This window comes from Sutterella seckii, assembly GCF_009183815.1.
GTDB classification, from domain to species: domain Bacteria; phylum Pseudomonadota; class Gammaproteobacteria; order Burkholderiales; family Burkholderiaceae_F; genus Sutterella; species Sutterella seckii.
Map to the genome: position 1 here is coordinate 23,334 of NZ_WEHX01000018.1, position 9,114 is coordinate 32,447.

The following is a 9,114-nucleotide window of genomic DNA, read 5'->3' on the forward strand; positions in this document are numbered from 1 at the left end:
AAGGAACCGCGGGGATTTTTTTGATTTCTGAAGCGACCGGAATCAGTCGTTCTTCACCGAAATGGTCGGCATGCGGGCCGAATAGTCCTTCCCGAGCTTCGTAACAGCACCGGCGATCTTCATGGCGATCGAGCGGTACATCTTCGCGGCAGGGCTCTCCGGGTCAGCGGCAACAGTGGGGTTGCCGCTGTCGGCCGCCTCGCGGATGTCCGCGGAGAGCGGAAGTTCCCCGAGAAGCGGAACGCCGTAGGTTTCGCTCATGCGCTTCGCGCCGCCCTCGCCGAAAATATGCTGAACCTTGCCGCAGCAGGGGCAGATGAAGACCGACATGTTTTCGATGATGCCGATCAGGGGAACGTTCACCTTCTCGAACATTCTGAGCCCCTTCTTCGCATCAATGAGCGCAATGTCCTGCGGGGTCGTAACGACGACGGCGCCCGTCAGAGGCGAACTTTGCGAGAGCTGGAGCTGAATGTCGCCCGTTCCCGGAGGCATGTCGACGATGAGGTAGTCAAGGTCATGCCAGTTGGTGAGCGTAAGGAGCTGGTTGAGGGCGCCGGACGCCATCGGACCGCGCCAGATCATCGGCTCATCCTCGTCGACCATGAAGCCGACGGAATTAATCTGAAGGCCGTGCGCCTCAAGGGGCTCCATGGTCTTGCCGTCAACGGTCATCGGCTGCCCGTGGGCGCCGAGCATGGTGGGCTGGGAAGGACCATAGACGTCGGCATCGAGAACGCCGACCTTGGCGCCCTCGTAGCTGAGCGCCAGCGCGAGGTTCGCCGATACCGTCGACTTGCCGACCCCGCCCTTGCCGGACGAAACGGCAATGATGTTCTTGACGCCCGGGAGAACGCGCTGCGTGCCCTGGACTTTGTGCGCAATGATCTTCTGCTTCACGTCGGCGGTTACCGTCTCGGCGCCGAGCTCCTTCACCGCACTTTCAACGGCGGCCTTCACGGACTCAATTGCAAAGCGTGCCGGATAGCCGAGCTCGATATGAACCACAACTCCGCCCTTGTCGTCCGTCTCAATGCCCTTCAGCATGCGGGCGGAAACATAGTCCGCACCGACCACGGGATCGATCAGTTTGGAAAGGCGCTCCTCAACCTGAGAAGTGGAAATCGTCATGGGGGACTCCTCAAAATAGGAAAGAGCCGATTCTGCTGCTCTTCTTTAATGTCTGAGAGATTCTAATTGGCCTCCCCGAAAGCTTCCTTACGCCGATCGGACTAAGGGCAGAAACAATTCGCAAACTTTAAGTGCTCGGATTCGTAGTCGAGTCCGGCTACACTCGTCGGACCTGCTTTTATCCCAAAGAAAGCATACCAAATCAATAACCGACGATAGAATTTCAACTACTGGAGCTGACCCTCATGTTTACGCGTCGTCAGATCATTCAGAACGCCGGCCTTCTCATGGGATTGACCGCGAGCGGAGCGTTTGCCGCCAACGCTTTCGCCAACACCGAATCCTCGGGCCTCGTTGTTCCTTTCCCTGCGGGGGGCGGCGGCGACGTGCTCGCCCGCTCGGTTGCGGGCGCCCTTGCCGAGGAGCTCGGCACCAAAATCTGGGTCGACAACCGCCCGGGTGCAGGCGGCACGATCGGCGCCCGCCATCTTTCGCGCGCCCGCGCCGACGGCTCCATGCTCGGGTACGTTACGAACGGCATCCTCTGCGTCAATCCGCTCCTTTATCCCAACGTCCCCTTTAATCCCCGCGAAGAGCTCCGGCCGGCCGGCATGATTTCCGAAATCGGCCTGGTGGGCGTTCTCAATCCGAATGCTATCGCCGGCGTCACGGATCTGAAGAGCCTCGTCGCCTGGGCCAAGGCTCACCCGAAGGAAGTGAACTTCGCCTCCTCGGGCATCGGCACGACGAGCCACCTCGCGGGCCTCCTCTTTGCGCGCCGCGCGGGTCTTGAACTCACGCACGTGCCTTATCGCGGAGGTGCGGCCGCCATGCTCGACGTCCTCTCGGGCCGCATTCCCTTCATGATCGACGTAGCGCCCAACGCCCTGCAGCACGTGCGAAGCGGCAAGCTCACGGCGCTCGGCGCCGCGTCAAAGCAGCGCCTTGCGATCGCTCCCGACATTCCGACCTTTGCCGAAGCGGGCGTTGCAGACGTCGAACTCTCCGCCTGGGACGGCATCGTGCTTCCCAAGGGAGCCCCGGACGAACTCGTCAACCGCGTCTCCGCCGCGCTCGCGCGTGCGCTCAGGCGCCCTGAGGTTGTTGCGAGCCTCTCGAAGAAGGGCGCCGAACCGCGCCCCGGGACGAGCGCCGACTTCATCCGCTTCATTGAGTCCGAAACCCCGAAATGGGCCGAGCTCGTGGCGGCGATTCAGGCGGAAGCCTCGCAGTAAATCGTCTCTTTCCTTAAAAAACCATCTTCTCACGGGCGCCCGGGCGGCAGATAATGTAAATTCTTTGCCGCATTTTTCCTCCCGCATCGGTGCGGGCGCCCGGACCGGCTTCCATCAGGCCGCTGAGATGCGCCCGCGCTGAAATTCTCATCAGAATCTGAAGACAACACATGACTCAGCGCAAACTTTTCGTGACCACGGCTCTTCCTTATGCGAACGGCGCCTTCCATATGGGTCACATCATGGAATACATCCAGGCCGACATTTGGGTTCGTCACGAACGCATGTGCGGCAACATCGTGCATTTTGTCGGTGCGGACGATGTGCACGGCGCGCCGATCATGATTGCCGCCCAGAAGCGCGGCCTCACCCCGCAGGCCTTCGTCGCTGAAATCGCCGCCGGCCGCAAGCAGTACCTCGACGGCTTCCACATCAGCCACGACTACTGGGGTTCGACCGACTCGAAGGAAAACCACGAGCTCTCGCAGGAGATCTACCGCCGCCTCAAGGCCGCAGGCCTCATCTACACGAAGGATGTCGAGCAGTTCTACGACACCGTGAAGTGCATGTTCCTCGCGGACCGCTTCATCAAGGGCACCTGCCCGCGCTGCGGCGCGCCCGACCAGTACGGCGACAACTGCGAAAAGTGCTCGGCCGTCTATTCGCCCACCGAGGTGATCAATCCCTATTCGACGCTTTCGGGCTCCCGCCCGGAACTGCGCACGTCCACGCACTACTTCTTCAAGCTCTCCGACCCGCAGTGCGTTGAGTTCCTGCGCCACTGGACGAAGGGCACGGGCAAGGACGGCAAGCCCTCCGTGCAGGAAGAGGTGCTCGCCAAGGACAGCGAATGGCTTGGCGCCGACGGTCACCTCGCCGACTGGGACATCTCGCGCGATGCGCCCTACTTCGGCATTGAAATTCCGGACGCTCCGGGCAAGTACTTCTACGTTTGGCTCGACGCCCCTGTGGGCTACCTCGCCGCCCTCAAGGCCTATTCCGAAAAGAAGGGCTTTGACTTCGAAAAATTCCTCGAAGATCCAGAAACCGAACAGATTCACTTCATCGGCAAGGACATCATCTACTTCCACACGCTCTTCTGGCCTGCCATGCTGAAGTTCTCCGGCAAGCCCTTCCGCGTGCCGGATCACATCAACGCCCACGGCTTCATGACCGTGAACGGCGAAAAGATGAGCAAGAGCCGCGGCACGGGCATTTCGCCGCTCGAGTACCTGAAGCTCGGCATGAATGCCGAGTGGCTGCGCTACTACCTTGCCGCCAAGATGAATTCGCGCGTTGAGGACGTCGACTTCACGAAGATCGACTTCGCGCAGCGCGTCAATTCCGACCTGATCGGCAAGTACGTGAACATCGCCTCGCGCGCCGCGGGCTTCATCGTGAAGCGCTTCGAGGGCCGCGTGCTCGACTCCGCCATGACGGATCCCCTGGTCGGGGAGCTCATGAGCCGCGTTCCGGAAGTTTCCGCCTTCTACGAGGCCCGGGAATTCGCCCGCGCCACGCGCCTTGTGATGGAGCTGGCCGACCTCGTCAACGAATACGTTGATGAAAAGAAGCCCTGGGAGCTCGCGAAGCACCCCGAAAAGGCCGAAGAGCTGCACCACGTTTCCTCCGTTGCGCTCGAATGCTTCCGTCTCCTCACGCTCTGCCTCAAGCCCGTGCTTCCCGCCACGGCCGAACGCGTCGAAAGCTTCCTCTCGATCGCGCCCCTCGCCTGGGCCGATGCCGCTAAGCACCTCTCGAGCGCGGATCAGATCAAGCCCTACCAGCACCTCATGCAGCGCGTCGACATGGAGAAGCAGCTCAACGTCCTCGTGCCCGAAAAGGCGCCGGAACCCGAACCCGCGGTCCCGGGCGGCGAACCGATCGCCCCGGAAGTGACGATCGACGACTTCACGAAGGTTGATCTTCGCGTCGCGAAGATCGTCAAGTGCGAAGAAGTTGAAGGCTCGACCAAGCTTCTCCGCCTCACGCTCGACCTCGGCGAAGGCCGCACCCGCAACGTCTTCTCCGGCATCAAGAGCGCCTACAAGCCCTCCGACCTCGAAGGGCGCCTTACGGTGATGATCGCGAACCTCGCCCCGCGCAAGATGCGCTTCGGCGTCTCCGAAGGCATGGTGCTCGCCGCGTCGGACGCCGCCGACAAGTCGCTCGGGCTCTTCCTCCTTTCGCCTGATTCGGGCGCTCAGCCCGGCATGCGCATTCGCTAAGGAATAACCCGAGATTGCCGCACAAACGGTAATCGCTTTGAGTTAGCGCAAAAGGGCGCGGCCATATGGCCGCGCCTTTTTTCTTAAACTATTGGCCCTCTCTTTTTTCCCTCATTGCCCTCTTTTCTCTCAAAAAAATGAGCTTCTCAAAGCAGGCAGGAGAATTCCTGCACCATCTGCCGCTCGCGCACTTCCGGCCGGTGCTTCTTGACAGCATCAAGGGCTACAGCCGCCACATGCTTACCCGCGACATCTCTGCCGGCCTTACCGTCGGCATGGTGGCGCTCCCGCTTGCCATGGCCTTCGGCATCGCTTCGGGCGTTCCGCCGGAAGCGGGCCTCTACACGGCCATCATCGCGGGCTTTCTGATCTCGCTTCTCGGCGGCTGCCGCGTGCAGATCGGCGGCCCGGCGGGCGCCTTCGTCGTCATCATCTACGGCATCATCGCCCAGTACGGGCTCTCGAACCTGATGCTCGCGACCATCGGCTCGGGCATCATTCTCTTCTTCATGGGGCTCTTCAAGCTCGGAGGCTTCATCAAGTTCATCCCGATTTCGATCGTGATCGGCTTTACGAACGGCATTGCGGTGATGATCGGCCTGCAGCAGGTGAAGGATTTCCTCGGCCTCTCGATTGCCAAGATGCCGGCCGACTTCTTCGAGATGATTCTCACGATCATCGCGCACATCAAGACCTTCAATCCCTGGGCCTTCGGCATTGCGCTCACGAGCTTCCTCGTGATCTTCTTCTGGCCGAAGGGCTATTCGATGAATGGTCCGCAGTGGAAGCGCTGGATCGCGCATCTGCCGGGCACCGTGGTCGTGCTCATTCTCTCGACCGTTTTCGTGAGCCTCTTCAACATCCCCGTTGAGACGATCGGCAGCAAGTTCGGCGGCATCCCGCAGGGGCTCCCTGAACTGCGCCTCCCTGAATTCGACTGGCAGAGCGCCAAGCAGCTTTACGGCGCCATGCTGACCCTCGCCGTGCTCGGCTCCATTGAAAGCCTCCTCTGCGCGCGCGTTGCCGACACGATGACCGACGACCGCCACGACCCCAATCAGGAACTGATGGGTCAGGGCGTCGCCAACATGGTCGTGCCCTTCTTCGGCGGCATTCCCGCCACCGGCACCATCGCGCGTACGGTGACGAACATCAAGTCGGGCGCCTTCTCGCCCGTGGCCGGCATGGTGCACGCCGTGACGCTTCTCGTCGTCATCCTCGTCGCCGCGCCGCTCGCCGCGAGCATCCCGCTTTCCGCGCTTGCCGCAATCCTCGTCTTCGTTGCCTGGAACATGGGCAACTGGAAGGAATTCGTGCGCCTCAAGCGCATGTCGCTCTCCTATAAGGCCACGCTTCTTCTCACCTTCTTCCTCACGGTGATCTTCGACCTCACCGTGGCGGTGGAATTCGGCCTCGTCGTCGCCTGCATCTTCTTCCTCATCCGCATGAACAACATCACGGTTGTGGAACCCGCGACGCTGCCCTTCCACATGCCCGATACCGTTGAAGCCTGGCACATCCGCGGCGCGCTCTTCTTCGGCTCCATCTCGAAGCTCGAGCACGTCACCGATCCGCACCGCCTCATGGCCGCGGACTCTGCGAAGATCGTCATTCTCGACTTCACGGATCTCGTCAACATCGACAACTCCGCGATGGACCAGATCGAGGTCTTCGTGAGAGCGCTCCACCGCCATCATCACGAGCTCATCATCGCAGGCGCTTCCGGCCATCCGCTGCGTCAGCTTGAACGCACGGGCATTGCGCAGGCGCTCGGACCCAATCTCGTCCCCGACATGGAATTCGCCATGGCGCGCGCCGATATCGTCCTTGCGGAACTCGCTGAGGAAGAAAAGAAGGAAAAGGCTGAGCTTCAGGCCTGATTGAAAGGCTGAAGATTCAACGCCTTCAGGCCGCCCGAGAGATTCTCTCCGGGCGGCCTTTTTATGCCTTTTCGTATTCAGAAGAGCGTTCCCTGGGTGCCGGGAAGCTGAATGCCCTCAAAAAATTCCTTCCATTCGGCTTCGAGTTCCTCAGGCGTCTTTTCCTTATCGGTCGAAGGCGCCTCTTCATAGACCATGAATGACCGGTTGTCATTGCGAAGGTACACGGGACTGTAGGACTCCGCCTGCTGGATCTGAATGAGGAAGACTTTTGCGAGCTCAAGCGATGCGAGAAGCCACACGGTGAGCTGCTGCTGATCGGCTTCGTCGCCCATCAGGTCTGTGAGGCGAACATAGTCCTGCCCCTGAAGCATCCTCAGAATCCCCGTCATGTGCTCTCTCACCGAGAGCTCCTCCCGCGTCACGTGGTGGCTCGCCGATAGCGCGGCATCGGCTTCCACCGCCTCCCAGGCCAGCGAAAGCTCTGCCGGCGTTATGACCGGAAGGTCCTTGACGGGCACGTCGAAGAAGCTTCCCGCCGGAACCAGAAAATCCCTGTCCAGGCGCGGGAGCTCGTCGAGAAGCCTTGCCGCCTCCCGCATGCGTTCGTACTCGAGGAGCCTCCGCATAAGCTCGGCTCTCGGATCCTCGGCTTCCTCGCCCTCACCGGCGTCGGGGCGCTTCGGGAGCAGCATCCGGCTCTTGATCGCCATGAGGGTTGCCGACATCACGAGATAGGCCGATGCCAGTTCAAGATTCGTGCGGCGGATGAGTTCCACATACGCCATGTACTGTTCCGTGAGCTTCGTCATCGGAATGTCCATGACATCGAACTTCTGGCTGCGGATGAGCCAGAGAAGAAGATCAAGAGGGCCTTCGAAGCGGTCAAGAATGACTTCGAGCGCGTCGGGAGGAATGTAGAGTCCCTCCGGGAGTTCCGTCATCGGCTCGCCGTAGAGGCGCGCAACGACCCGGACGCCCGGGCGGGACTCTTCTCCCGCAGGCGCCTTTTGATTCGGATCCGGATTCGATGAAGGAGCTTCTGTCATGACCCGGAATGATAAAGCCTCCGTCCCGCCCGGCTATTTGCACGAACGGGAAACGGAGGCTTTACCAGGCTCTGAAAAGGATCCATCAACCCTTCAGCTGGAACTGAATCGGGAAGCGCAGGCGCACGGTTCCCTTCGGACGGCTCCAGCGCGATTCAGCATCCGACACGGCGCGCATCGCGGCCTTGTCGAGGAGCGGATGTCCGGCGGATTTATAAATCGTGAGTTCAGTCAGCTTGCCGCTCGGATTAACGATGAACTGCACGACGGCCGTACCCTCGATGTGGAACATCCTGGCTTTGCGCGGATAGTGGAGCGATTCCTCCACCGCACGCTTCACTTCAGTCAAGAACGGATCGTCAATTTCACCGTAAACCAAAGTGGAGATGCCGTTTTCCGCATGAGCGGTCTGAGCGCCGGCCTGCTGCGCAGCAGGCCCCGGGGCGATAGCCGCCGGCGCGGCAGCTGCCTGAGGCGCGTCTGACTTCTTAGCCGTCTCGATGGTCTTCGGCTGTTCCGTCTTCTGCTTCTCGGTCTTCGGCTTTTCAACCCGCTTTTCAGGCTTGGGCTTCGGCTTCTCGACCGGCTTCACCACTTCCTTCTTAACAGGCTTCGGCTTAGGCGGTTCGGGCTTGGGCTCAGGCTTGGGTTCGGGTTTGGGCGGTTCCGGCTGAGGTTCAGGTTCCGGCATCGGCTCAGGTTCGGGTTCAGGCTCGGGCTGAGGTTCCGGCTCCGGCTCGGGTTCCGGTTCAGGAATAGGCTCAGGTTCGGGCGGCGGCGCTTCGGGTTCCGGCTCCGGCTGAGGCGGCTCGGGTTCTGGCTCCGGTTCGGGTGCGGCTTCAGGCTGCGGTTCGGGAGCAACCTCTTCCTGAGGCGCTCCGCCTCCGGAAAGCTGCGCGAACGAAAGCGACACCGACGCCACCTGCCCGGAGGGTTTGTAGGTGAGCGACGGCGCACTCCAGAAAATCACCCAGAGGAGCGGAGCGTAGACGCAGCACGCCAGAAGAAACGACTGAAAGTTGCGCTCAGTGTCCTTCTTTTTCTGTTGCGATGGTGAAGTTTTCATGGTTATTCGCCTTGAAGAGGTCAATCACCTGAATGAAGCGGTCGAATTTCGAATCCTTGTCGATGCGAAGAAGCACGCGCTGATCGCGCGGCATGTGGGCGATCACATCGTTCAACTCATCGAGCGACATCTTTTCGCCGTCCCAGAAGAAGTCGCCCGCTGCGTCCACTTGAACAAGCTTCGGGTGCTGGTCAGCCTGCTGAGGCGTTGCCGCAGACTTCGACTTCGGCAGATTGATCTGGATCTCGCCCTTGGCGATGAAGGTGGAAATCGAGAGCACCATTGCCAGAAGCACCAGCATGATGTCGATGAAGGGAACGATGTTGAGCGGTTCCTTTTTCGGGATCTCAATCATTTACTGCTCCTCTTTTGCGCTCTTCCAGCGCGACGAAAGGACATTGATCTTTCTCTGAAGACCGTTGTAAATATTAACAAAGGTATTTAATAGTTGACGGATGGTGCTGTGTGGCGCTTGGGGTCAGGCCGCCTGTGCATAGAGGGTACTCTCATTCGTAAAACAGGCGC

General features: G+C 60.5%; 7 protein-coding genes. 3 read left to right on the top strand and 4 right to left on the bottom strand.

Features of this window, described 5'->3' with window-relative positions:
• Positions 1-42: 42 nt before the first annotated feature.
• A complete protein-coding gene (gene apbC, locus GBM95_RS04610) occupies positions 43-1,131 on the bottom strand; it encodes an iron-sulfur cluster carrier protein ApbC (protein ID WP_152158010.1) in 1,089 nt (362 codons plus the stop codon).
• Between the two features lie 245 nt (positions 1,132-1,376).
• On the opposite strand from apbC, the gene GBM95_RS04615 reads away from it, so the two are divergent.
• From GBM95_RS04615 to GBM95_RS04625, 3 genes are all read left to right on the top strand, one after another.
• Positions 1,377-2,366, top strand: coding sequence for a Bug family tripartite tricarboxylate transporter substrate binding protein (locus GBM95_RS04615; RefSeq protein ID WP_226963159.1), 990 nt, complete (start codon positions 1,377-1,379; stop codon positions 2,364-2,366).
• Positions 2,367-2,536: 170 nt separating this feature from the next.
• Complete coding sequence (gene metG / locus GBM95_RS04620) at positions 2,537-4,594, top strand: methionine--tRNA ligase (RefSeq protein ID WP_152158011.1); 2,058 nt, start codon at positions 2,537-2,539, stop codon at positions 4,592-4,594.
• A 137-nt stretch (positions 4,595-4,731) separates the two neighbouring features.
• Positions 4,732-6,474 carry a SulP family inorganic anion transporter gene (locus GBM95_RS04625; protein ID WP_152158012.1) on the top strand — a complete coding sequence of 581 codons (1,743 nt, stop codon included), beginning with the start codon at positions 4,732-4,734 and terminating at the stop codon, positions 6,472-6,474.
• A 77-nt stretch (positions 6,475-6,551) separates the two neighbouring features.
• Here GBM95_RS04625 and GBM95_RS04630 read toward each other — a convergent pair whose 3' ends face one another.
• From GBM95_RS04630 to exbD, 3 genes are all read right to left on the bottom strand, one after another.
• A complete protein-coding gene (locus GBM95_RS04630) occupies positions 6,552-7,523 on the bottom strand; it encodes a segregation and condensation protein A (RefSeq protein ID WP_226963160.1) in 972 nt (323 codons plus the stop codon).
• An 85-nt stretch (positions 7,524-7,608) separates the two neighbouring features.
• Positions 7,609-8,589, bottom strand: coding sequence for an energy transducer TonB (locus GBM95_RS04635; RefSeq protein ID WP_152158013.1), 981 nt, complete (start codon positions 8,587-8,589; stop codon positions 7,609-7,611).
• Positions 8,549-8,944 carry a TonB system transport protein ExbD gene (exbD, locus tag GBM95_RS04640; protein ID WP_152158014.1) on the bottom strand — a complete coding sequence of 132 codons (396 nt, stop codon included), beginning with the start codon at positions 8,942-8,944 and terminating at the stop codon, positions 8,549-8,551. Before exbD ends, GBM95_RS04635 begins: the two co-directional genes overlap by 41 nt.
• Positions 8,945-9,114 lie beyond the last annotated feature (170 nt).